Raw genomic sequence first — 24703 nt, forward strand, 5'->3', positions numbered from 1 at the left:
GTCGGCGTTCCCATGGGTCAGGACGCGGGGAGCGGGAGGGCGTCCGTGTAGCCGTTGGACGGGCGGCTGGTCTTCTTGACGGTGCGGGCGTCGATGGCCGCCTCGGCGGAACTGGTGCCGAGGGTGCCGCTGGGGTGCCAGGTGCCGGTGAGCGTGACCCAGGTGTCGGCGGGCGGGGGCGGGGTGCCGTGGACGCGTACCTTCACGAACTGGGCGTCGGCGGCACAGCAGCTGAACATGACGCGGGTCAGGTACCAGCCGGCGCTTCCGTCACCGTCCCCCTCATCGCCCTCCTTGCCGGAGGTCTCCTTGCCGGAGGCCTCCGCGTCGGGGGTGACGAAGCCGGTCATCCGGACGGTGCGGCCGTCGATGGCCCGGTCGCGGTCCTGCTGCACCCGGCGGGTGAAGTCGGTGAGGGTGATGGGGAGGGGGGAGGTCGTCGGGAGGGGGTCGAAGTCGTCCTGCTCCGTGATCGTCACCTCCTTGGGGGCCTCGCGGGAGGCGGTGTACGCGCCGATGGCGGGCGGGGCATAGAAGAGCAGGCTCAGGGCGGGGAGGAGCAGGAGCCAGGCGACTCGGGGTGGGGTGGAGTGGTCGTGGCCGTGGGCGTGGCCGTCATCCTGCCCCTGACCGTGGTCGTGGCTCTCCTGCTCGCCGGTACCGCGCGGTCTCCACAGTGACCACGCCTCCGCCGCGCCCAGCACCAGCAGCAGCACGCCGGAGGCGATGAGGAGGGGGCGCATGCCCTCCTTGACGTATCTGAGGTAGTGGTCGGTGAGGAGGGTGGCGTGGAGGAGGCCGAGGCCGCTGAGGAGGAGAAGGAGCGCCTGCAGGGGTCTTTTCACAGCAGTACGGCTCCGATCAGGACGCTGCACAGGATCGCGACGACGACCGTCGCGGCGGAGAAGCGGACCGCGAAGGCCCGCCCGAAAGTGCCCGTCTGCAGGGCGATCAGCTTCAGGTCGACCATGGGTCCGACCACCATGAACGTCAACCGCGCGGTGGGTGAGAAGCCGGTGAGGGACGCGGCGACGAAGGCGTCGGCCTCGGAGCACACCGAGAGAAGGACGGCGAGCGCGGCGAGGAACAGCACCGACAGCCAGGGCGAGTCGGCGAAGGTGTCGAGGACGGTGCGTGGGACGAGCACGTTGAAGGTGGCCGCGGCCATCGCACCGACGACGAGGAAGCCGCCCGCGTGCAGGAAGTCGTGCTGGAAACCGGTCCGGAACTCGTTCCAGCGGCTCTGCCCGGGCCGGTGTCCCGTGTGCCGCGCGACCGGCTTGAGCCACTCCGCGCGTCCCAGCCAGAGCCACAGCCAGCCCATCGCGGCGGCCGTGACGAGGGAGGCGAGCAGCCGGGCCAGCACCATGGCGGGGCTGCCGGGGAAGGCGATGGCCGTGGCGGTCAGGACGATCGGGTTGATGGCGGGCGCCGACAGCAGGAACGCGAAGGCGGCGGCCGGGTCGACCCCCCGGCGGATCAGGCTGTGCGCGACAGGCACCGACGCGCACTCGCAGCCGGGCAGGATCACCCCGGCGGCACCGGCGACCGGCACCGCGAGCGACGGCCTGCGGGGCAGCACCCGGGTGAACACCCGCGCCGGTACGAACGCGCTGATGGCACCCGACAGGGCCGTACCGAGCAGCAGGAACGGCAGCGCCTGCACGGTGATGGAGAGACAGACGGTCCGCCACGCCTGCACCGCCGGCTCCTCCATCCACCGCCCCACGGCGAACAGCACGACGCCGGGGACGACGGCCGCTCCGAGGAGCAGCAGGGGCCAGTGACGGGGCCAGTGGTGGCCGTGGTCGTGGGCGTGGGCGTCGTCGGCTGTCTCCGGCTCCGCCGCACCTTCCGGCTCGGTCGTCGTCCCCTCCGGCCCGGCCGCAGCCCCTTCCGGCTCGGTCGTCGTCCCCTCCGGCCCGGCCGTCGTCCGTTCCGGCTCGGCCGTCGTCCGTTCCGGCTGGGCTGTCGTCCGTTCCGGCTGGGCTGTCGTCCGTTCCGGCTGGGCTGTCGTCCGTTTCGGCTCGGCCGTCGTCGCCCCTTCGGCCGGTTCATCTGTCTTCTGCATGCCAACTCCGAACATCCGGATGATCGGGTCGAACATAGCGGGCGCTCCGGGCGGGCGCGTCAGACCCCGCCCAGCAGGGACGCCAGTTCGTCGTCGAGCGCCGGCTCCAGGGTCTCGCCGCCGAGCGCGACGACGGCGTACGAGCGGTGCAGGAAGCGGCGGAGGGTGGCCGCGTCGAAGCGGATCATGGCCATGCCGTGCGGCGAGCGGAGTTCCACGACGGTGTGGGCCGGGCCGCAGGGCCACAGGTGCACGTCCCCGATCCCGGCCGGGGTGACCAGCCCCTCCGCCAGCAGCGTGCGGGCGAACGTCCATGTGACGTTCGCGTCGTCGTCGGAGGAGCCGGGCGGGAAGTCGATGTGCACGGCGAAGGGGTCCTCGGTGGTGTAACGCAGGGTGGTGCGGACCGCGATCTCCTCGTAGTCGGGTGTGATCACGAGGGCGCGGGCGGGCTGTTCGAGACCGGGAGGCGTGGGCCGGGCGGGCTGCGCGGGATGCATGAGCGATCTCCAGTTCGGACGCTTCAGGTACTTCGCATACTTCGCACACTTCGCGCACTTCGGACACCTCGGGCGCTTCGAGGGCTTCAGCTGCTTCGGGCGCTTCGACTTCTTCATGTGGTTCAGGCTCTTCGGATGCTCGGATGCCGGGGGTTCATGTGTTCGCGGGTTCGCGGGTTCCTGTGCTCGTCAGGGTCCCTTCGGACGACACACCCCTCGACCACGCCAAGGCCCCCTGTATTACGCCGCTTTCACAGTTACCCGCTGTGATGCATGTCACTTTGCGTAATTACTTGAGTTTTTTGTCATCGCCACATACAAAATCAACTCGTCCCATCAGCAGGCGACTGGAGAGCGTTCCCGCCATGACCGACGGCTCATCCGCGTCCGCGACCTCCGCGTACACCCGGATCTACGAGGAACAGCACCCGCGCCTCGTCGCCTATGCGCGTTCCCTCACCAGGAACTCCTGGACCGCCGAGGATCTCGTCGCCGAGGCGCACTTCCGTGTGTGGCGGCGGCTCTCCGGAGGGCACGAGATCGACAACGTGCCCGCGTACCTGATGACGACGGTGCGGCATCTCGCGGCGGCGGTGGGCACCGCCACGCGTGAGACGCCGCTGGATCCGACGGCCCCCGAGCGGGTCGAGGCCGACGTCCGGTTGGCCGATACGGCCGACCCGGCCGAACAGGTGTCCGCCGTCGATCTGCTGGTGCGGGTGCTGGGCCAGCTGCCCGATCGGTGGGTTCAGGCGCTGTGGCTGGCCGAGGCGGAGGGCCAGCCACTGGAGACGGTCGGGCAGCGCATCGGCGCCAAGCAGGGCGCGACGGCGGTGCTCCTGCACCGGGCGCGCGAGGGGATGCGCCAGGCCTTCCTGCGCGAGCAGCCCGGGGCGCCGATCGATCCGGCGTGCCAGGTGCGCTGGGGGCGCATGCCGGCGTACGTACGAGGTACGGCGACCTCGCGACAGTCGGAGCAACTGCTCAGCCATGTGGACGCCTGCGACGACTGCCGGGCACGGCTCTCGGTCCTGATGCGCACCAACGACCGGCTTCCCGCGCTCGTCGGTCCGGCACTGCTGGTGTTCGTCGTGGGCGGTGGCGCCGGCAAGTTGCTGCTCTCCCTCACGGCGGGCTCCGCCGGTACGGCCGCCGCGCTGGGCGGGGCGGGCGGGGTGGGTGGACACGGTGGTGGCCAACTGCTGCACGCGGTACGGCAGGCGGCGGGCGGGGTGAGCGGGGCCAAGATCCCCACGGTCGCCGCCGTCGGTGCGGCCGCCGCGGCCGCCGCCGTCGTGGCCGGCGTCGTCCTCGGCCCTCTCGACTCGGGGGCGGTTCCGCCCCAGCGGGTGCCGCTCGCCCAGGCCCCGGCGCCCCATCGGCCCGAGGTCCCCTCCCCCGCCGTCGCCGAGCGCCGGAACGCGGTCACGGACGCCGTGGTCTCGCCCGGGGAGAGGGCTTCCGGTACCGGCGGCACGGATGCGTCCTCGACGGGCTTCGGTGACCGCGACACCGGTGTGGTTCGGGCGGGGGATGGCGGCGGAGCCGTGACGGAGCCGACGGTTCGGGTTCCGGCGGACGACGACGTGCCGCCGGGGGGCGGGACCGCGCCGGATACGGATACGGATGCGGATGCGCCCACGGGTGGCGGGGATGAGGGCGGTACCGGGCGCGAGGTGGGGGATGGGGACGGCAGCACCGGCGAGGAGGGGAACGAGCCGGGGGCGACCGCGCCGGAACCGCCGGATGCCGGGGGGCCGGAGGGGCCGGCGGGGCCGGGGGCGGAGACACCGGCTGGTGAAGAGCCGGGTGTTGAAGCGCCGGTTGGTGAAGAGCCGGGTGTTGAACAGCCCGGTGCGGAAGAGCCCGGCAACGGTTATCCGGAGGTCGATGAGCCGGGGGTTGAGACACCGGGGGCCGACGAGCCGCACGCCGAGGAACCGGCGCCTGAGGTTCCCGCGGCCGACGAGCCCACCCCTGTGGAGGAGACGCCTGCCGAGGAGGTGCCGCCGGTGGAGGAGATACCCGTAGAGCCGGCGCCCGTTCCGCCGGAGGTTGTCGAGCCGGCGCCGGAGGTGCCTGTTCCTGTGGAGCCGGCGCCGGAGGTGCCTGGGCCTGGAGGGCCTGGGAGCGGTTGCTGACGTCCAGATCGCGGTGGTGGCGGCAGCGTTTTCTCGCCCCCGCCGCCCCTACCCGTCCCATCCCCAGGGGCGGTGCCCCTTCGACCCCCCTGTTCGCGTAGTCGCGGGAGAGCTCGGGTGGGCGGGGTTCGCGGGTGGGCGGGGCTCGCGCATGGGCCGGGCTCGCGCATGGGCCGGGCTCGCGCATGGGCCGGGCTCGCGCATGGGCCGGGCTCGCCAGCGGGTGCGGGTGCGGGTGCGTCGTGGCTGGTCGCGCCGTTCCCCGCGCCCCTGAAAAGCAGAGCAGGGGCTGCGCCCCGCTCTGCCTTTCGGCCTGCCACGCCGGTCATGCCGGCCACCGCACCGCCCAAGCCCCACCACGCCACCCCCGGGCGGTCACCCGTTCACACCCCCGCCGTCCCCCCATCGCGTTCTCTTCTCCTCCACCCCCACCCCCACCCCGATGACCTGCCCAAACACTCCCCGTTCCGCCTTCCTCCTCCGCCTCCCTGACACCCATTCACATCATTTCTGACGCCCCATCAGGAAGCGCTCGGGCCGCTGTGCCACTTACCTCGGAAGGGAACGGAGGACTCTCGGAGGAGCTAGCACGATGCGACGAACCGCCCGGCCGCTGACCGCAACCGCGCTCGCCGTCGCCTTCGCGGCCCTGGCCACCACACCCGCGTACGGCGGTGAGGGCACCGGGCGACTCGAACTGTCCCCCACCGGGGTCGTCCCCGGCGACGAGGTCACCGTCGGTACGGCGGCCTGCGGCGCGGACGGTACGGCGGCGGGGGACGCCAGCGCGGTCGGCGCCGGCGCCTTCTCGCTCGCGCCCGACGCCGGACGGCAGGGACTCGGCGGGCGGTTCGAGGTGCCGCCGAGCGCACAGCCTGGGACGTACGAGATCGTCGCGACCTGCGCGAGCAGTGGCCGTCGGGTCACCGGTGACCTGGTGGTCTCGCTCACCGGCACGCGGACCGCGCAGCCGACGTATCCGAGGGGAAGTGTGAAGACGGGGGTCGGTGGCGCACTCGGTCCCGACCCCGTGCAGACCGCGGCGGGCGTGGCGGCTCTGGCCGTCGCCGCCGCGGGCGGTACCTGGCTCCTGCATCGCCGGGCGAGAGGCGACGGGATCTGACGGGCACCCTCCGCCGTCCGTCCGCCGGTACCGCCGTCCCCCCTCCCCTCCGGGCCCAACGCCCCTCGGCCCGGAGGGGAGGGACAAGGGGAGGAACAAGGGCAGAGATCAGAGAGGAGAAGAGGGGGAGGGAGAGGGAAAGGGGGAGGGGTGAACGATGCGTGGGGGGACGTCCCGTACGGTCCGAGAGGTGGTTTCTGTGCGTCGGCTCGCCAACTCCGTCATAGCCGGGATCACCGCGGTCGCCCTCTGTTCCGGCGCGTGGTTGCTGCGCAGCGGCACCGCGTCACACGCGCCGCCGCAGCCGTCGGCCGCGCAGGCCCACCTCAGCGGCACGTCCGGTACGTCCGGCACCTCCGGAACGTCGAGCGCGTCGAGCCCCTCCGGGTCGTCGAGCGCGTCGGGGAGGGACGAGCCGACGGCCGTCGCGCTGCCGCCGTCCCCGCCCGACCGCATCCGCATCCCCTCCCTCCGCGTGGACGCGCCGCTCATGGGGCTCGGCCTCACGCCCACCGGCAGCCTCGACGTCCCGCCGGCCGAGAAGGCGAATCTCGCGGGCTGGTACGAGGCCGGCACCACCCCGGGTGAGCGGGGCACCACGATCGTCGCCGGGCACGTGGACAACGCCGACGGTCCCGCCGTCTTCTTCCGCCTCGGCGCGCTGAAGCGGGGCGCCATCATCGAGATGGACCGGCGGGACGGCGGGATCGCGGTGTTCACGGTGGACGCGGTGGAGGTGTACGCCGCGCGGGACTTCCCCGACGAGAAGGTGTACGGGGCGGCGCCGGGACCGGAGTTGCGGGTCATCACCTGCGGCGGCGGGTACTCGAAGGCGACCGGCTATCAGGGGAACGTGGTCGTCTTCGCCCACCTCACGGGCAGCCGCGTCGGCTGATCACCTGATCACCGACAGCCCAGCAGCCCGACAGCCGCCGGCAGGACGGTCCGGACGAACCCGCCGCCCTTCCTGAGGACGGCCCGGGTGCCGACGATGCCCGCTCTCGAGTGACGGTCCGCCGGCCGTCATGTTTCGTCGCCACCCCGGCCCTGGCGCGCCCCGCGACGCGATCGGCGGCCCCGCGACGTGACCTACGGCACCACCCCCCGGCGCGCCCTCCCCGCCCCGCGCCCTGCCCCCACCCTCCCGTATACGCCCGTATGACCGCCGTATCGCCAGGTCAGCGCGGGGATTCCGGCTGTCCTCACACCCCACCCCGGATTCCCGGAAACCCCTCACACTCCGCTCGGGGCCGCAGGGAGGGCAGCGTTCCTCGTGGGAAACAGACGCGATGCGGTCGGGTAACACCGGCACCGCACGCTCAAGGACATGACCTCGAATGAGCGTGTGGTGGTGATCGGCTCCGGCCTAGCGGGTGTACGTCTCGCCCGGCGGCTCGGAGAGCTCGGCATGCCCGCCACCCTGGTGGGCGAGGAGGAGCACACACCGTACAACCGGGTGCTGCTCGCCGAAGTCCTGGCCGGGCGATACGCCCCCGAGGTCATCGCGTTGCCCGCCCCCGCCGAGCTGACACGCGGCCGGGTGGTCCGTATCGACCGCGAGATGCGAGCCGTACATCTCGCGGACGGTGCGGAGATCGCGTACGACAAGCTGGTCCTGGCGACCGGCTCGAACCCGGTGCTGCCGCCGCTGCGCGGCCTCTGGGACCCGGAGCGGCACGAGTTCCCCGACGGGGTGCACGCCTTCCGGACCATGGACGACTGCATGGGCCTGTCCAAGGCCGTACGGCCGGGCGCGCGGGCCGTCGTCATCGGCGGCGGGCTCCTCGGGGTCTCCGCCGCCCGGGCACTCGCCCTGCGCGGTGCCCAAGTGGTCCTCGCCCAGCAGGGCGAGCGGCTGATGGAGCGTCAGCTCGACCCGTCCGCCTCGAAGTTGGTCCGCAGGCACCTCACCGACCTCGGCGTCGAGGTGCACACCGAGACGCGCGTACGTGCCGTGCGCAGCATCGGCGGGACCGTGCGGTCGGTGTCGATGGCCGACGGATACGCGCTCGACGCCGACCTGGTCGTCATCGCCTGCGGGGTCCACCCCCGGGTGGGTCTCGCCCAGGAGGCGGGGCTCGCGGTGCACAAGGGCGTCATCGTCGACGAGGAACTGCGCAGCTCCGACCCGCACATCCACGCGATCGGCGACTGCGCCCAGTTCGACGGCACGGTGTACGGACTCGCCACCCCGGCGCTCGAACAGGCCGATGTGCTCGCCGAGTTGCTGGCGGGGAACGCCGAATCCCGTTACACCGGGACCCGCGCCCTGACCCGCCTGACGCTCGCCGGAGCGGACTTCCTCGACCTCGCCGCGTTCGGCGAGCCCGAGCCCCTGCCCGGAGACGACGTCATCCAGCTCGCCGACGCCACCCGCGGCACCTACCGCAAGGTCGTCGTCCGCGACGACCGCCTGGTCGGCGGGGTGCTCGTCGGCGAACTCGGCACCGTGGGCGCGCTCGCCCGCGCCTGGGAGGGAGCAGAGCCGCTCCCCGCGAACGGCGCTCCTCTGCTCCACCTGCTCACCAACGATGGAGGCTCCTGAATGTCCGCCACCCTGGGGGCCACCCCCACGATCGTGCTCGTCGGCCACGGCATGGTCGGCCAGCGCTTCCTCGAGGCGCTCGCCGAGCGCGGCCTGACCGCCACGCACCGCGTGGTCGTGCTGTGCGAGGAGCCGCGCCCGGCGTACGACCGAGTGGCGCTCACCTCGTACTTCGCGGGCAAGACGCCCGAGGACCTGTCGATGACCGACATGGAGTTCATCGAGACGCACGGCATCGAGCTGTTCGTCGGTGACCCGGCGGAGACCGTCGACCGCGAGGCCAAGAAGGTCACCGCGCGCTCCGGCCAGGTCTTCGAGTACGACATCCTCGTCCTCGCCACCGGCTCGTTCCCCTTCGTGCCGCCGGTCCCGAACAAGGACGCCACGGGCTGTTTCGTCTACCGCACGATCGAGGACCTGCTCGCGATCGAGGAGTACGCGAAGACGGCCGAGGTCGGTGCCGTGGTCGGCGGCGGTCTGCTCGGTCTTGAGGCGGCCGGTGCGCTGAAGGGTCTCGGACTCACCTCGCACATCGTGGAGTTCGCGCCCCGGCTGATGCCGGTGCAGGTGGACGACGGCGGTGGCGCCGCGCTCCTGCGCACGATCCAGGACATGGGCCTGTCGGTCCACACCGGTGTGGGCACGCAGGAGATCGTCGTCGGCGAGGACGGCGCGGTCACCGGCATGAAGCTCTCCGACGGCTCCGAACTCTCCACCGACCTGGTGGTGTTCTCCGCCGGCGTCCGCCCCCGCGACCAGCTCGCCCGCGACTGCGGTCTGACGGTCGGCGAGCGCGGCGGCATCAGCGTCGACGAGCAGTGCCGGACCGTCAACGACCCGCACGTGTTCGCGATCGGTGAGTGCGCGCTGGCCTCCGACGGCCGGGTGTACGGCCTGGTGGCCCCCGGTTACGAGCAGGCCGAGACGGCCGCCGCGACGATCGCGGCGGACGAGGCGTCCTTCACCGGCGCCGACCTGTCCACCAAGCTCAAGCTCCTCGGCGTCGACGTCGCCTCCTTCGGTGACGCGCACGGCGCGACCGCCGACTGCCTCGACGTCGTGTACTCCGACTCCCGCTCGGGCATCTACAAGAAGCTGGTCATCGGCCGCGACGGCGAGCTGCTCGGCGGCATCCTGGTCGGCGACGCCGAGGCGTACGGCACGCTGAAGGCGTTCACCGGCTCCGTCCCGCCGGTCTCGCCGGAGTCGCTGGTGCTGCCCGCCGGCGCCGGGGAGGCCGTCCAGCTCGGCCCGACCTCGCTGCCCGACGACGCGATCATCTGCTCCTGCAACAACGTCCGCAAGGGCACGATCCGCGGCGCGGTCACCGAGCACAACTGCACCACCGTGCCCGAGGTGAAGAAGTGCACCAAGGCCGGTACGACGTGCGGCAGTTGCGTCAAGGTCCTCGGCCAGCTGGTCACCGCCGAGCTCGAAGCCGGCGGCGTGGTCGTCGACAAGGGCCTGTGCGGCTGCTTCTCGCAGACCCGCGAGGAGCTGTACGAGATCGTCCTCGCCCTGCGGATCAACACCTACCAGCAGCTGCTGGACCGGTACGGCCGCGACGAGGCCAAGGGCGGCGACGGCTGCGAGATCTGCAAGCCGACGGTCGGCTCGATCATCGCCTCCCTCGCCCCGACGATCGGCGCGAGCGGCTACGTCCTGGAGGGCGAGCAGGCGGCCCTGCAGGACAGCAACGACCACTTCCTGGCCAACCTCCAGAAGAACGGCTCGTACTCGGTCGTCCCGCGTATCCCCGGCGGTGAGATCACCCCCGAGGGCCTGATCGTGATCGGCGAGATCGCCCGCGACTTCGGTCTCTACACGAAGATCACGGGTGGCCAGCGGATCGACATGTTCGGTGCGCGGGTCGAGCAACTCCCCATCATCTGGGCCCGCTTGGTGGACGCCGGCTTCGAGTCCGGCCACGCCTACGGCAAGTCGCTGCGCACCGTGAAGTCCTGCGTCGGCCAGACCTGGTGCCGCTACGGCGTCCAGGACTCGGTCCGCATGGCGATCGACCTGGAGCTGCGCTACCGGGGCCTGCGCTCGCCCCACAAGCTCAAGTCGGCGGTCTCCGGCTGCGCTCGCGAGTGCGCCGAGGCCCAGTCGAAGGACTTCGGCATCATCGCCACCGCCAACGGCTGGAACCTCTACGTCGGCGGAAACGGCGGCGCCACCCCGCGTCACGCCGACCTCCTGGCCCAGGACCTGTCCGACACCGAACTGATCAAGCTGATCGACCGGTTCCTGATGTTCTACATCCGCACCGCGGACCGCCTGGAGCGCACCTCGACGTGGCTGGAGCGGATCCCCGGCGGCCTGGAGCACGTCCGGGACGTGGTCGTGGAGGACTCCCTCGGCATCTGCGAGGAGCTGGAGTCCCTGATGACGGCGCACGTCTCGAACTACGCCGACGAGTGGGCCTCGACGATCAACGACCCCGAGAAGCTCGCCCGGTTCGTGTCCTTCGTCAACGCCCCGGACACCCCGGACCCGGTCGTCGGCTTCGTCCCCGAGCGCGACCAGATCAAGCCCGACCTGCCGCTGCTGTCCATCGGTCTGCGGCCCGCCGATGTCCTGGAAGGAAGCGCCCAGCGATGACCCTCGCTCCCGAGAAAACCGATGTGAAGGTCCAGCTGCGGCTGGCGGACGGCTGGTTCACGGTCTGCGACCTGACCCTGCTGATCCCGGGCCGCGGCGTGGCCGCCCTGCTCCCCGACGGCAACCAGGCCGCGCTCTTCCTCGACCGCGCGGGCAAGCTGTACGCCATCGACAACCGCGACCCCTTCGGCGGCGCCGCCGTCCTCTCGCGCGGCCTCACCGGCAGCCACCAGGGCCGTCCCTTCGTCGCCTCTCCCCTCCTGAAGCAGCGCTTCGACCTGGAGAGCGGGCAGTGCCTGGACGACGAGACGGTACGCATCACGACGTACGAGGTGCGGGCCGCGTAGCCCGGGCCCGGCCTGTCACTCGCGCGTGGGGCGCGAACCGTACGACGCTACGGTTCGCGCCCCACGCGCGTGCTGGTGTGTGGCCTGCTGGCGTGTGGCCTGCTGGCGTGTGGCCTGCTGGTGTGTGGCCTGCTGGCGTGTGGCGTGCTGGTGTGTGTCAGGCCTTCAGCTCGTCGTACGTGACCCCGGTGAGCTCCTCCGAGGCCGCCCATAGGCGTTCGCCCGCCCGGTCGTCGAGGGTCCAGGGCGCTCGTTTCGACGGTCCCGGTGTGCCGCGCCACATGGCGAAGGACGGGCCGGTGAAGGAGTCGGGGCGTACGTCGGGCGCCGTCGCGGCGTACAGCGTGGGCAGGGCGCCGGCCTCGGCGGACTGGGCGAAGAAGCGGTTGCCGATGCGCATGAAGCGCTCGACGCCCTTGCGGCCCTCGGCGGTGGGACCGGCCGTCTGGAGGTTGGTCGCCGCGTAGCCGGGGTGCGCGGCCGCCGCGACGACCTCCGAGCCGTGGGCGGCCAGGCGCCGGGCCAGCTCGTGGGTGAAGAGCAGGTTGGCGGTCTTGGAGCGGCCGTAGGCGAGCCAACGCCCGTACTTGCGCTCGCTGTTGAGGTCGTCGATGTCGATGTTCGCCCGCATGTGCATCCCGCTGGAGACGGTCACGACGCGCGCGCCGGGGGTGGCGAGGAGCGTCGGCAGCAGCAGGCCGGTGAGGGCGAAGTGGCCGAGGTGGTTGGTCCCGAACTGTGTCTCGAAGCCGTCGGCGGTGCGACCCTGCGCCACGGCCATCACACCCGCGTTGTTGACGAGCAGATCCAGCCGGTCGCTCGCGCGCGCGTACGCCTTGGCGAAGTCCCGTACGGAGCCCAGGTCCCCGAGGTCGAGCCGTATCAACTCAACGCTCCCGTCCGGGACTTCGGAACTCATCCGCTCCAGTGCGGCGGCGCCCCGCTCCGGGCTGCGACAGGCGAGGACGACGTGGGCGCCGCGGCGGGCCAGTTCCCGGGCGGCGGCGTATCCGATACCGCTGTTGGCACCGGTCACGACAGCGGCGCGGCCTCGTTGATCGGGGATGTCGCCCGCGTTCCAGCCTGCCATGAGCGCCGCCTTCCCGAAGCGTTCCTCAGCCGTTCTCAGCGTAGACCCGCCGGGGGTGCCGCGGGAGGCGTGACGGCCGCGGAGGTGTGACGGCCGCGGGAGGTGTGACGGCCGCGGGCCCGGTGGGGGCTGGTCGCGCAGTTCCCCGCGCCCCTGAAAGCAGGGGCTACGCCCCGTGCGTTTCGGCCGCCTTCCAGGGCCGCGGGGCCGTGGTCTTTTCAGGCCCGCAGGGGCCTGGTCTTTCTGGGGGCGCGGGGAACTGCGCGACCAGCCCCCACCGGACCCGCACCCGACAACGCACCCACCCGGCTACTCCGCCCAGTCGCGCCCCCGGCGCAACAACGGCGGCGGAGACTCCGGGGCACCCGGCATAGGACGCGTGTCGAGGTAGAACCACTCCGCCGTGGGCCCGGGCCCACTCCCGGAAGGCATCTGGCCCATACCCCCCACCGCCGCCGAACCGACCGTCGCGTAGTCCCACACCTCCGTCGAATCCCGCTCCACATTGGACCGACCAAGCGCCACATCCAGCTCCACGTCCGGTGCCACGTCCCGCACCGGCTCAGCCGCCGCAGGCACCGTCGTGCCCGTGTCCGTCAGGTCCGGCATCAGCAGCTCCACCCGCAGCCCGGCCCCCCGCTGCTGCGCCACGAACTCCTCGACCTGGCTGCGGCAGGCATGGTCGAGGTGGGTCACCCCGAGCAGATCGAGCCGGATGCGCGGCTTGCCGGAGGCGGCCGCGCTCTCCAGCGCGTCGATCAGCTTCGGCAGCCGCAGGAACGTCGCGTTGCCCGCCATCACGACCTTCGCCGTGTCGTCCTCGATGTGCTGCCGGACGACGGTCTGCGACATACGCAGCGCGGCCAGCACCACACCCGCGGCGAGCCCGAACAGCACTCCTTCGAGCAGCGCGGTCGCCGTGATGACCAGCGTCGTCAGCGTCATGACCGCGAACTCGCCCCGGTCCTGCCGCCACATCTTGGGGAACTCGTCCGGCGCGAACAGCTTCCATCCACTGTGCACGAGGACACCCGCGAGCACCGAGATCGGGATCAGCGCCAGCACCTGCGGCAGCAGCAGCGCGAAGGCGAGCAGCCAGAGGCCGTGCAGCGTACGGGAGAGGCGGGTCTTGGCGCCGGCCTGGACGTTCGCCGAGCTGCGCGCCACGACCGCCGTGATGGGCAGCGCGCCGAGGACGCCGGCGATCGTGTTGCCCGCGCCCTGGGCGATGAGCTCGGTGTTGTAGCGGGTGCGCGGGCCGTTGTGCATCCGGTCCACGGCGGCGGCGGTGAACAGGCTCTCCGCCGAGGCGATCACGGTGAACGTGAGGATCGCCGTGATGATCCCGGCGTCGGCCAGCCCGGACAGCTGTTCCGCCCCGGGCACGTCCACGGACGCCAGCAGATTGCCGACCTGGAGCGTATTCACCTCGACGCCCGGTAGCGAGGCGACCGCGATCCCGATCCCGACGGCCACGAGCGCGGCCGGGACCTTCCTGACCGGCCCCGGCACCTTCTTCCACATGAAGCTGAGCGCGATCGTGACGATCCCGAGCCCGGCCGCGATCAGCGCCTGGGGGTTCGTCACGGTGTCGGCGATCAGTCCGGGGACGCCCGCCATGTTCTCCAGGGGGGTGCCCGGCGCCTTGGAGTCGGACATCGGGTACAGCTGGCTGAACATCAGTGGCAGGCCGATGCCCGCGAGCATGCCCTGGACGACGGCGAGGGAGATCGCCTGGAACATCCGGCCCAGTTTCACCAGGCCCAGCACGATCTGGAGGATGCCGGAGAAGAGGACGATCGCACCGAGCATCGCGACGCCGAACTCCATGACCGTCTCCGCGACGAGCGCCGCGAGACCGGCCGCCGGGCCACTGACCTGGAGGGTGCTGCCGCGCACCGCGCCGACCACCAGGCCGCCGATCACCCCGGAGATGATGCCCAGCTCGGCCGGCACACCGGAGGCCACGGCCACGCCGATACAGAGGGGCAGCGCGACCAGGAACACGACAAGGGACGCCGTGATCTCGGTACCGAAGTCGATACGACCGCGGGGGGCTCCGCCACGGGGGCCCTTGGAACCGGGAGCGGCGTGACCCGTACCTGGCCCCGGCCCCGGCCCTGTGCCCGGCCCTGTGCCCGGCCCTGCGCCTGGCCCATCGGTCGCGTTCAGGTCCGGCCAATCGCCGCCGAAATCGGGCGGGTTGGGGGCGTAGAGGGGTGCGTCGGGGGCGAACTCGGCTGTGCCGGGGGCGTATCCAGGTGCGCTGGGGACGTAGCCGGGCTCGTCGGGGACGTAACCAGGTGCGCCGGGAACGTATCCGGGTGCGTCAGGGACGCCCCCGGGCATCCCCGTCCGACCGTTCCCGGCGGCCCTGCGGGCGCCCGCCGCATGCCGTCGTCCGTGTGCGCCGCTCATGAGTCGTGCACCTGGAAGGCGCCGTCCGCGTCCAGTTCGTGGACCTGACCGGTGTCGATCTCGTAGTACCAGCCGTGCAACCGGAGCCGTCCGGCATCGAGTTGCTGCCGGGCCACGGGGTAGCCGCGCAGGACGGCGAGCTGGTTGCGGATGTTGAGCTGGACGACCTCGCGCAGGGCCGGATCCTCGGACGACGCGCTGTCCCTACCGGCGCCGTCGTCGCCGGTGTCGCGCTCACGGGCGGCGCCGGTGTCGCCCAGGACCGGTTCGAGCGCGGGCCGGGCGTGGTCGAGCCAGGCGTCCACCCTGGGCAGGCCGGACAGGTCGACGCCGTACTTCAGCGCCCCCATCGCGCCGCAGTGGGAATGACCACACACCACGATGTCCTGAACGCCGAGCACCTCCAGCGCGTACTCGATGGTGGCGGCCTCCCCGGAGGCGGCCCCGTACGCGTCGTGCGGCGGCACGATGTTGCCCGCATTTCGCAGCTCGAATATCTCTCCGGGCCGTGCCCCGGTGATCAGGGCGGGAATCACCCGCGAGTCCGAGCAGGTAATGAACAGCGCCTCGGGAAATTGCCCGACGGCGAGTTTCCGGTATTCATCGCTCTCGAAGTCCACCCGCCGCTTGAACGATCGGGCGCGATCCAGCAACGCCTTCATCCTGCCTCCCTGCACTGGTTCCGACCTGCTCTTACGACCGTAGGGGGGCGATGGCCAGAGGAAGGTTAAGCGAACACTAAAGCGGCGCCAGGTTTTCCTCAGATTTCGGCCAGATACCCCTTCGCCGCAGGTCGGGAGACCGAATACAAGCGGTTTCTGAGGGTCATTTCACAATGCTCCGGATTCCCTGCACGCTACGTTCGTTCTCTTGTAGCGTGTCGCCCTACAGCACGGGTCCCGTGTTGTCCCGACTTTCTGGAGAGACAGGCGGCCATGGGCGTACGAGTGCTGCTCATCGAGGACGACGAGACGATCGCCGAACCGCTCGCCGACGGGCTGCGGCACTTCGGCCTGACGGTCCACCACGTGGCCACCGGCGCGGACGGGTTGAGAGGTCCGCACGGCGATGTCGTCCTGCTGGATCTCGGCCTGCCCGACATGGACGGCATCGACGTCTGCCGCGGGATCCGTCGGACCTCCGACGTCCCCATCATCATCCTCAGCGCGCGCGGCGAGGAGGCCGACCGCGTGCTGGGCCTGGAGCTCGGCGCCGACGACTACCTGGCGAAACCATTCAGCATCCGAGAGCTGGTCGCCCGGATACGGGCCGTGTCACGACGCCATCAGCGACCGGGCGGCGGGGTGGTGGCCGGGGTCGTGGTGGCCGAGGCGGGGGTGGGGAGAGGGGCCGGGGCCGACACCGAGGCGAGGGTCGGAACCGGGGCCGGGGCCGGGGCCGGGGCTGCGGCTGGTCTCGAGGCTGGAGTCGGGTCCGGGTCCGGGGCCGGGAGTGAGGCGTACGCCCGACGAGTGCCCTCCGCCCAGGAGTTCGCCGCCCAGCGGGGCTCGGCCGCGAGGGGCGGCGCCGGTGTCGGAGGCCTGGCCGGGGGGCGCTTCGGGGCTGGCAGCGACTTCATGGCCGGGAACGACTTCGGGACCGGGAGCGAGTTCGGGACCGGGAGCGAGTTCGGGGCCAGGAGCGACTTCGACGGCGAGGGTTCGGGACGCTTCGGGGACGAGGGCGTGGGTCGGGCGGGCGACGTCGGGCACGCGAGCCTTGGGTCCGGGCTCGGTGCCGGTGCCGGTGCCGGTCCTGGTGCCGGTGATTCTGGCCGTCGGACCGGTGTCGACGCCGGGGCCGGCGGGGCCGAATACGACTGGTCGGCCGCGTACGAGACGCCTGCTCAGGGGACCCCGGCGCAAGGGACTCAGGCGCAGGGGACTCAGGCGCAGGGGACTCAGACACAGGGGGCTCCGGCGCGCGCGGCATCCGCCGACGAAGCATCTCCCCATGGCGCATCTCCCCATGACGCATCGCCCCATGACGCATCGCCCCATGGCGCATCGCCGCTGGGAACGCCCGCGCGCGGAATCCCCATGCGGGGAACGCCGTTCGAGGGCACCCCCGCGCACGGCACCCCGGCCGTCCAGGGCGACCCGGCCTTCGAGGACCCGATGTTCGGCGGCACCGCCGCGCAGGGCACTCCCCCGCACGGCTCCCCTTCGTACGGAACCCCGGCACACGGCGTACCCACGTACGGAACCCCGGCGCACGGCACCGCCGCCTTCGGCAGCCCGGCGTACGGCGCTTCCACCTTCGGGAGCCCGGCGTACGGCACTCCGGCGCACGGCAGCCCGGTCTACGAACCCCCCGTCTACGAGCCGCCCATGTACGAGCAGGCCCCGCCGGGACCGCGGGACTCCTCCGGCCCGGCGGCGGCCGACGACGGTTCGGCTCCCCCGCCGCCCGGCCCTCTGGTGGTGGACCGGCGGACCCGGCAGGTGTGGGTGGGCGAGGTGCCGGTCGCGCTGACGCCGAAGGAGTTCGAACTGCTGGCGCTGCTCACCGAGGACCCCGGCGCGGTCTACTCCCGGCAGCAGATCCTCAACCGCGTCTGGGACGACCACTACCAGGGCCCGACCAAGACGCTGGACGTCCATGTCGCCACCCTGCGGCGCAAGTTGGGCGACCCGGCGTGGATCCAGACCCTGCGTGGCGTCGGCTTCCGGCTCGCCGTACGCAGCCCTGGGCCGGCGCAGGGAGCGGGCCGGAGTCTGCCCCGGACTCCCGGGCAGGATCCGGCGCAAGGGCAAGGGCAAGGGCAAGGACAGGGGCATGGCCGTGGGCGTGGGCCGGGAGGCGGGAGGCATCGCACGCCCGAGGCCAGGGCGTCATGACCCGGCGCCTGCTGCTGAGTTACCTCAGCCTCGCCGCCCTGGTCCTGCTCGGCCTGGAGATCCCGCTGGGCTTCGTCTACTCGCGGGCCGAACGCGAGCGGATCGTCAACTCGGCCAACGACGAAGCCGAGTCGGTGGCCGCGTACGCCGCGTTGTCCCTCGCCGCCCGCCGCCCGGACGAACTCGTCGAACGGGCCGAGCACTGCGCCGAGCGCATCGGCGGAAAGGTCGTCATCGTCGACGCGGACGGGAAGCTGCTGGCCTCCTCGCACTCCCTGTCCGACGACGAGGAACAGGCCCTCTCGTCCCAACCCGAGATCTCCGCCGCACTCCGGGGCCGCGCGACCACGGACGTACGTACGACGACGACCGGCGGCGTGCACTACCTGTCCGTGGCGGCTCCGGTCGGCCACGCGACGGCGGGCACCGGGTCGGAACCGGGCAAGGGCACGAGCACCGGCTCGATCTCGATCTCGACCACGACCACGGGCACAGGCACAGGCACAGGCATCGCCACGGTCGTGGGGAGAGCCGGCGCGGAGTCGGAGTCGGACTCGGACTCGGACTCGGGCGTGTCGGCGCAAGGTGCCGTACGCGTCACGCTCCCCACGACCATGGTGCACGCCCGGGTGTTCGCGGTCTGGCTGCTGCTGGCGCTGGTCGGGCTCACGGTGCTCACCGGGGTGGCCGCGGTGGCGTTCGCGTTCGCGCGCTGGACGGGGCGGCCCATCCGGCAGTTGGAGGAGGCCACGCACCGGCTGGCCGAGGGCGGCGCGGCCACCAGCGTGGTGGTCACCTCCGGGCCGCCGGAGGTACGGAGTCTCGCGGCGGCCTTCAACACGACCGCCGCCCGCCTCGAACATCTGCTGGCCTCCCAGCGGGCCTTCGCCGGAGAGGCCTCGCATCAGCTGAAGACCCCGTTGGCGGCGCTGCGGCTCCGGCTGGAGAACCTGGAGCCGGACATCGCCCGGCGAGCCAGGCCGACCCTCGACGCGGCCGTCACCGAGACGGACCGGCTGGCCCGGATGGTCGAGGGCCTGTTGGCGATGGCCCGCCTGGAGGAGGCCGCTGCCATCCCGGCCCAGGTCGACCTGGGCGCGATCTGCGCGGAACGGCACCGTACGTGGGGGCCGTTGTTCGAACGCGAGGGGGTCTCGCTGGTTCTCTTCGCCGGTGTGGTCGGCCCGGTGGTGGCCGTCCCCGGAGCCGTGGAGCAGATCCTGGACAACCTCCTCTCCAACGCCCTGCGCGCCTCTCCCACCCGCAGCACGGTCACCATGGAGCTACGGCTACTCGTCCCCGCCCGCCGGGCGCTGCGCGACTCCCGGCCCAGCTGGGTCGACCTCCACGTCACCGACGAGGGCCCCGGCATGACGCCCGAACAGCGCGCCCGCGCGTTCGACCGGTTCTGGCGCGCCCCCGGCGCACCCAAGGGCGGCACCGGTCTCGGCCTCTCCCTCGTCCAACGCCTCGCCCACGCCAGCGGTGGCGAGGTGGCGCTCCGCGAGGCGGCCACGGGCGGGTTGGACGCCGTCGTCCGCCTTCCGTCGGCGGAGCCGCCGGGCCATCCGCACGGACAGGGTCACGGGTTCGGGGGACGGCCGGGACAACGCCGCCGCGAGGCTCCACCACTGCCAGCTTGAGCGGAGGACCGTACAACAGCCCGGAGGACCGTCCGAAGGCCCGGAGGACCGTCCGAAGGCTCGGGGGCTGCGCCGTTCGGCGACTACGGGGGGGTACGTGGCCGATCACGCATTCCCCGCGCCCCTGTCGGGCTTTCAGGCCTTCGGGCTTCGGGCCTCCGGGCCCCCCGGGCCCCCCGGGCCCCCGGGCCTTCAGGCCTTCAGGCCTCCGGGCCTCCGGGCCTCCGGGCCTCCGGGCCTTCAGGCCTTCAGGCCGCCAATCCTGTGCGCCACCCATGTGTCATCCGTGAACGCCGCCGTAGAGTCACGGATTGTCCATGCTCTGTCAATCACGCTCCCCTAAGTTCCATCAGCGCGCGACCCCGCCGCCGACCGGCAGGCGGGCCGGTCAAGGCATCCCTTGGAGCGACAGTGGAACGTCGTACTCTCCTGCGCGCGGCCGTACTCGGCGGCACATCGACCGTTTTCGGCGGAACCCTGTGGCGCGGCGCCGCGTACGCCGCGCCCGCCCAGCCCGGCACCGGACCGTACGGGGCGCTCGGCTCGCCGGACGCCAACGGCATCCGGCTCCCGAGCGGCTTCACGAGCCGGGTGATCGCCCGCTCCGGTCAGACGGTCCCCGGTACGGCGTACACCTGGCACAACGCTCCTGACGGCGGCGCCTGTTACGCGGACGGCACCGGCTGGATCTATGTCTCCAACTCGGAGATCAATCCGTCCGGGGGCGCGAGCGCGGTGCGGTTCTCGTCGACGGGCGCGGTCACGTCGGCGTACCGCGTCCTGTCCGGCACCCGCCAGAACTGCGCCGGCGGCAGGACGCCGTGGAACACCTGGCTGTCCTGCGAGGAGGTGGACCGGGGCTACGTCTACGAGACCGATCCGTGGGGCGCGAAGGCGGCGGTACGCCGGGACGCGATGGGCCGCTTCAAGCACGAGGCGGCGGCCGCCGATCCCACGCGGGGCGTCGTCTACCTGACGGAGGACGTCACCGACGGCTGTTTCTACCGCTTCCGGCCGACGACCTGGGGCGATCTGTCGTCGGGCACGCTGGAGGTCCTGGTGGCCGGCACCGCCACCAGCGGCCCGGTGACCTGGTCCCGGGTCCCGGACCCCACCGGCGCCACCGCCACCCGCAACCAGGTCTCCGGCGCCAAACGCTTCAACGGCGGCGAGGGCTGCTACTACGCCGACGGCACCTGCTGGTTCACGACGAAGGGCGACAACCGCGTCTGGCAGTACGACGCCGCCGCCCAGACCATCGAACTCGCCTACGACGACTCCCTGGTGACCGGCGGCACGGCCCCCCTCACCGGTGTCGACAACGTCACGGGCACCTCCTCCGGCGACCTCTTCGTGGCGGAGGACGGCGGCACCATGGAGATCTGCCTCATCACCCCGAACGACACCATCGCCCCCTTCCTCCGCGTCGACGGCCAGTCCGCCTCCGAGATCACCGGCCCCGCCTTCTCCCCCGACGGCCGCCGCCTCTACTTCTCCAGCCAGCGTGGCACCAGCGGCAGTTCATCGGGCGGCATCACCTACGAGGTGACGGGCCCGTTCCGCACCTGACGACCGCGGATCCGGCCGGGGCGCCCTCCCTCGCGTGAGCGCCCCGGCCGAGCCCCCTCGCCATCGGCACCGCGGGCTTCCCTCTCACGCTCCCTCACGCGCCCCCACAGAAATGATGAGCACACCAGATACCGGCCCTTAAAAGAAACCGCAGAACCCTTCGAACTCATTACCATCCCAGACTTGTTCGAATTCCCTTCTGCTAGGTTCAGCGCGTGGTCATGCCCAATGAATTGGGGCCGGAGAGCCTCGGAGTCGGCGCTCGTTCGCGCAAGGTTCTCCTGGCGGCATGCGGCACTCGCGGGGATGTACAACCCTTTCTCGCATTGGCCGTGGCGCTGCGTCGGCACGGCCATCAGCCGTTATTGGCCGCCCCTTCCTCCTATGCGTCCGACGCGACCGCGTACGGTGTCGATTTCGCCGCGATCGACGACGGCCCGACCCGGATCCTCGCCGAGACGGCGACGCGCAGGATCATCGACAAAGGCCTCATGGGAGTGCAGGGGAAGATCGCTGCCGCGCGGACCGTCGCCCGCCTCAAACACCTGATGATCGCCCCGTTGCGCGATGTGGCGGCCATCGCCCACGACCACGCCGACCTGGCGGCGGTGGTGCATTCGGCGGCGTTCCCCGCGCAGCATGTGGCCGACATGCTGGACGTACCCGCCGTCGTCGTGGCGCTGCAACCCGGCTGGATCGCCACCGACGCGTTCCCCTGCCAGTTGATGCCGCTGCCCCCGGTGCCGCGCCTCCTCAACCGGAGCACCTACGCCCTGGTGACGGCGGCCCAGCGGTCCCGCGAGGTGGAGCGCTGGCGGACGACCGAACTGGGTCTGGCGCCCCGCCGGTACGGCGCACGGCGATGGCTACGGGACCCCGAGGGCAGGCGGCGCCCGGTCCTGCAGTCGTTCAGCCGGCACGTCACCCAGATCGACCCGGCGTGGGGCGACGCCGTACGCACCACGGGTTTCTGGTACCTGCCCGCCCGCCCCGACTGGACGCCGCCCAGGGAGCTGACCCGGTTCCTGGACGAGGGGCCACCCCCCGTCTACATCGGCTTCGGCAGCATGACCGGCACCCGGGCCCGCCGGAACCACGCCCTGGTCACCGAGGCGATCCGCCTCACCGGCGTACGGGCGGTGGTCGCGACCGGCTGGGGCGGCATCGGCGCGGCGACGCGTGACTCCGCCCCCCGGTCGCCGAACATCCTGACGATCGAACAGGTCCCGCACGACTGGCTCTTCCCCCGTACGGCCGCGGTCGTCCACCACGGCGGCCCCGGCACCGTCGGCGCCGCCCTCGCCGCGGGCCGCCCTCAGGTCCTCTGCCCCCACATGGGCGACCAGACCCACTGGGCCGCCCGTATGCGAGACCTGGGCGTGGCCCCCGCTCCCCTCACCGCCCGCACCCTCACCGCACACGACCTCGCGGAAGCGATCAGCACAACGGTGACGGACCGGCACCTGAAACACCGGGCACACGACATCGCCCGCCTCGTCCGCGCCGAGGACGGCGTCAACCAGGCGGTGAATTCCCTACTGACGCACATCCCCCCTCACTCTCCCCTCACTCCCCTCTGACTTTCCCCGCCGCTCTCCCTCCCCCAGCTTCCCCCAACTTCCCCCTGACTTCCCCCTCTTCCCTTTAACCTCCCCCTGACTTCCCCCTCTTCCCTTTAACCTCCCCCTGACTTCCCCCCACAAGTCACGAACAGAAAGCCCCCGAGTGCTGCAAATCCCCTTCTCCGACGCCACCATCGCACCCGGGACCGTGATCTCCTGGTCCTTGCGCACGAAGCATTCCCCCCACGACGAGCGGAATTCCACGGTCGCATCCGCCTCGTTCAATCAGGACAAGCACCACTCGTCCTCCGAAGCGACCCGCAGTACGAGCGACGGAATCGCCAGCTCGATCACGGTCACCTTCGACATCGCGGGCCCGCTGGACACCGCGGCCCTCGAATCGGCGCTCCTTCTCCTCGTACGGCGCCACGAGGTGCTCCGCAGTGAGTTCCAGCGCCTGGCCGGCGACCTGAACTGCACGGCACTGGCACCCGAATCCATCGCCCTGGAGACGGAAGAGGTCGGTCACTTCCACACCGGGGACGACCTGCACACCCACCTCGACAAGACCTTCAAGAGCATCGACACCCTCTCCTGGCCGCTGTTCCTCATGGGCGCGGTGGTCCGGGAGACGAACGCGACGCTCTACCTCTGCTTCGACCACATCGTCTGCGACGGCCTGTCCATGCCCGTCGTCGTGGACGAAATCCAGACCGCGTACGCCGCTCTCACCGCCGACCGCGCCCCGCAACTCCCCTCCGCGGGCAGCTACTTGACCTTCGGCGACGACCAACGCCGCCGCTACGCCTCCCTGCGCCCCGACGACGACCGCCTGGCGTACTGGAAGGACTTCATCCGCGGCAACGGCGGCTTCTTCCCCAGGTTCCCCTTCGACCTGGGCGTACCGGACGACCACCTGTATCCCCTGGTGAACAGGGCTTTCCCCCTCCTGGACGCCCACCGGACCGACGCCCTCGCGGCAGGCGCGCGCGCATCGGGAGGCAGCGTCTTCACGGCCGTGCTGGCGGCCGCCGCGACGGCCCAGCACCGCTTCGGGGGCCCGGGGGTCTACCGGAGCCTGCTCCCCATCAGCGAGCGGACCGACGAGGGCGCGGGGGCGGAGGGCTCCGGAGGCGGCCGAGCGGCCGGCGAAGCCGGTGGAGCCGACGGAGCCGACGGAGCCCCGAACCCGTGGCAGCACTCCATCGGCTGGTTCGTGAACACGATGCCGATCGAGTTCCAGGTGGGTGAGGGCGGCTCGGACCACGCCACCACCATCGCGCGGGCCCGCGCGGCGTACGGCGAGTTGCAGCGGCACACCGACATCCCCTTCGTACGGGCGTGGGAGTTGCTCGACCCGGAGAGCTTCGCCCTGCACCACTGGCCGTTCCCGGTGAACTTCTTCTCCTACATCGACTTCCGACGGACCCCCGGCGGCCTCCGACACCCGCTCTGGAACCCGACGTTGCACGTCTGGGCCGCCCGCGGCAACGGCATCAGCCACTGGTTCCACCGCACCGCCACCGGCCTGCACGTCAACATGCTGCACGTCGACACCCCCCAAGCACATGAGATCAGCGACGCCCTCCACGACGACGTCGTACGAGTCCTCCTGGAGATCGCGGGCCACCGCAGCGCGGGGCCGGTGTCCATCCCGCGGCCGTCCCGGGGAACGACGACCGTGAGAACCTGACCTGCGACCTGGGGCGGCGGCCGGTTACCCCGACCACCGCCCCTCAGCTCCCGGGCCCCGGCTTCGGCCACCGGCCACCGGTCACCGGTCACCGGAACTCGTGCACGACCGCGATCTCCCCCACGATGTGCGCGTTGAACTCCTCGAGCTCCTCAGCCGGCACCCACAGTTCGAGAATCGTCTCCCCGCCGGCCTGCCGCACCGGATACCGCCGCAGGAACTCCGCGTCGACCTCGAACCTCGTGACGTACCCCGCCCCGTCGTGCTTCACATTCCAGTCCCGGGCGATCTTCACCGCGTACGCCTCACTGAGCACCGGATAGAAGATCGGCTGCTCAGGAAGCCGAGGAGGCCAGGCCCGCCACCCCGACTCCCGCACCAGCTCCAACTCCACGGGCCCGGTGGGCCGCCACAGTGTCGTCGTCTCTCGCCGCCTGCTCACGGAATCGGTTCGCTCTCTGGACGCACGGCGACCGCGGGTTCGGCCGGCCGGGGGGAACGACGGTATCCAGGGACCGGCTCACGGGCCACAGAGTTTGTGGCCGATGCGCGAAAGG

The 24703-nt window shown here is 71.8% G+C and carries 17 protein-coding genes and 2 pseudogenes; 12 read left to right on the forward strand and 7 right to left on the reverse strand.

The features are described from left to right. Positions 1–17 precede the first annotated feature (17 nt). From OG272_RS16315 to OG272_RS16325, 3 genes are read right to left on the reverse strand one after another with little or no spacing between them, the layout of a single operon-like run. A complete protein-coding gene (locus OG272_RS16315) occupies positions 18–845 on the reverse strand; it encodes a TIGR03943 family putative permease subunit (RefSeq protein ID WP_328223013.1) in 828 nt (275 codons plus the stop codon). Next, positions 842–2107 (reverse strand): permease, encoded by a 1266-nt coding sequence (locus OG272_RS16320; RefSeq protein ID WP_405893860.1) that lies wholly within the window; start codon positions 2105–2107, stop codon positions 842–844. Before OG272_RS16320 ends, OG272_RS16315 begins: the two co-directional genes overlap by 4 nt. Before the next feature lie 23 nt (positions 2108–2130). Further along, the gene (locus OG272_RS16325) at positions 2131–2571 is read right to left on the reverse strand and encodes an SsgA family sporulation/cell division regulator (protein ID WP_405893862.1); all 441 of its coding nucleotides are present in this window, start codon (positions 2569–2571) and stop codon (positions 2131–2133) included. A gap of 365 nt (positions 2572–2936) precedes the next feature. Here OG272_RS16325 and OG272_RS16330 point away from each other — a divergent pair, with 365 nt between their 5' ends. The 6 genes from OG272_RS16330 to nirD all read left to right on the forward strand — a co-directional run bounded on the left by OG272_RS16330 (position 2937) and on the right by nirD (position 11331). Continuing rightward, positions 2937–4712, forward strand: coding sequence for a sigma-70 family RNA polymerase sigma factor (locus OG272_RS16330; protein ID WP_328223016.1), 1776 nt, complete (start codon positions 2937–2939; stop codon positions 4710–4712). A gap of 592 nt (positions 4713–5304) precedes the next feature. Beyond that, complete coding sequence (locus OG272_RS16335; RefSeq protein WP_328223017.1) at positions 5305–5835, forward strand: hypothetical protein; 531 nt, start codon at positions 5305–5307, stop codon at positions 5833–5835. Positions 5836–6034: 199 nt separating this feature from the next. Next, complete coding sequence (locus OG272_RS16340; protein ID WP_328224682.1) at positions 6035–6730, forward strand: class F sortase; 696 nt, start codon at positions 6035–6037, stop codon at positions 6728–6730. A 432-nt stretch (positions 6731–7162) separates the two neighbouring features. After that, the gene (locus OG272_RS16345; RefSeq protein ID WP_326582939.1) at positions 7163–8380 is read left to right on the forward strand and encodes an FAD-dependent oxidoreductase; all 1218 of its coding nucleotides are present in this window, start codon (positions 7163–7165) and stop codon (positions 8378–8380) included. Continuing rightward, positions 8381–10984: a nitrite reductase large subunit NirB gene (gene nirB / locus OG272_RS16350; protein ID WP_326582938.1), complete on the forward strand. Its 2604-nt coding sequence runs from the start codon at positions 8381–8383 to the stop codon at positions 10982–10984. After that, positions 10981–11331, forward strand: coding sequence for a nitrite reductase small subunit NirD (gene nirD / locus OG272_RS16355; protein WP_326582937.1), 351 nt, complete (start codon positions 10981–10983; stop codon positions 11329–11331). The genes nirB and nirD overlap by 4 nt, the downstream gene beginning before the upstream one ends. A 157-nt stretch (positions 11332–11488) precedes the next feature. Here nirD and OG272_RS16360 read toward each other — a convergent pair whose 3' ends face one another. The 3 genes from OG272_RS16360 to OG272_RS16370 form a co-directional block, all read right to left on the reverse strand. Next, the gene (locus OG272_RS16360) at positions 11489–12421 is read right to left on the reverse strand and encodes an oxidoreductase (protein WP_327729793.1); all 933 of its coding nucleotides are present in this window, start codon (positions 12419–12421) and stop codon (positions 11489–11491) included. A 309-nt stretch (positions 12422–12730) separates the two neighbouring features. Continuing rightward, a complete protein-coding gene (locus OG272_RS16365) occupies positions 12731–14839 on the reverse strand; it encodes a SulP family inorganic anion transporter (protein ID WP_405893865.1) in 2109 nt (702 codons plus the stop codon). Beyond that, on the reverse strand, positions 14836–15501 hold the full coding sequence (locus OG272_RS16370; protein WP_326582934.1) for a carbonic anhydrase: 666 nt from the start codon (positions 15499–15501) through the stop codon (positions 14836–14838). The genes OG272_RS16365 and OG272_RS16370 overlap by 4 nt, the downstream gene beginning before the upstream one ends. A gap of 273 nt (positions 15502–15774) precedes the next feature. Here OG272_RS16370 and OG272_RS16375 point away from each other — a divergent pair. The 6 genes and pseudogenes from OG272_RS16375 to OG272_RS16400 form a co-directional block, all read left to right on the forward strand. Next, positions 15775–16047: pseudogene (locus tag OG272_RS16375) on the forward strand (response regulator); the annotation flags it as partial. Between the two features lie 1191 nt (positions 16048–17238). Beyond that, positions 17239–17535, forward strand: a pseudogene (locus tag OG272_RS16380) (winged helix-turn-helix domain-containing protein); the annotation flags it as partial. 140 nt (positions 17536–17675) lie between these two features. Next, positions 17676–19322, forward strand: a complete 1647-nt coding sequence (locus OG272_RS16385) for a HAMP domain-containing sensor histidine kinase (protein ID WP_327729791.1) — start codon at positions 17676–17678, stop codon at positions 19320–19322. 411 nt (positions 19323–19733) lie between these two features. Continuing rightward, positions 19734–20891, forward strand: a complete 1158-nt coding sequence (locus OG272_RS16390) for an alkaline phosphatase PhoX (protein ID WP_328223020.1) — start codon at positions 19734–19736, stop codon at positions 20889–20891. Between the two features lie 221 nt (positions 20892–21112). Further along, positions 21113–22471, forward strand: a complete 1359-nt coding sequence (locus OG272_RS16395; RefSeq protein ID WP_405893867.1) for a glycosyltransferase — start codon at positions 21113–21115, stop codon at positions 22469–22471. Between the two features lie 145 nt (positions 22472–22616). Continuing rightward, on the forward strand, positions 22617–24146 hold the full coding sequence (locus OG272_RS16400) for a condensation domain-containing protein (RefSeq protein WP_405893868.1): 1530 nt from the start codon (positions 22617–22619) through the stop codon (positions 24144–24146). Positions 24147–24234: 88 nt separating this feature from the next. Here OG272_RS16400 and OG272_RS16405 read toward each other — a convergent pair whose 3' ends face one another. Further along, positions 24235–24588, reverse strand: coding sequence for a hypothetical protein (locus OG272_RS16405; protein ID WP_405893869.1), 354 nt, complete (start codon positions 24586–24588; stop codon positions 24235–24237). Positions 24589–24703 lie beyond the last annotated feature (115 nt).

It is taken from the genome of Streptomyces sp. NBC_00104 (genome assembly GCF_045160825.1).
In the GTDB taxonomy this organism is placed as follows: Bacteria; Actinomycetota; Actinomycetes; order Streptomycetales; family Streptomycetaceae; genus Streptomyces.